At 50.9% G+C, this 289-nt stretch carries 1 protein-coding gene; it reads right to left on the reverse strand.

The annotated features are described in order from the left end of the window. Positions 1-289: FAD binding domain-containing protein (locus tag ACEYW6_RS36825; protein WP_412983697.1), on the reverse strand; the 289-nt coding region annotated here is incomplete at both ends.

Consider the following 289-nt stretch of genomic DNA (forward strand, 5'->3'; position numbering starts at 1 on the left):
TAAAGCGCATTCGCCATATCGCCTGGGTAAGTTGCCACGCATTTATCGCTGTAGCCAAAAATGGCATGAATGCGATTGAGTCCCTGAATAGCTCCGCATCCGCTGCCAGGCTCGCGTTTGTTACACGGCATAGCGATGTCGTAAAAATACTGGCAACGGGTGCGCTGCATTAAATTTCCCCCGTTGGTCGCCATATTGCGAAGCTGTACGGAGGCACCAGCTAAAATCGCCATTGACAGAAGCGGGTAATTTTGCCGGACGAGCGCATGGTTAGCCGTATCAGTATTTT

The organism is Nostoc sp. UIC 10607, assembly GCF_047228265.1.
Taxonomy (GTDB): domain Bacteria; phylum Cyanobacteriota; class Cyanobacteriia; order Cyanobacteriales; family Nostocaceae; genus Nostoc; species Nostoc foliaceum_A.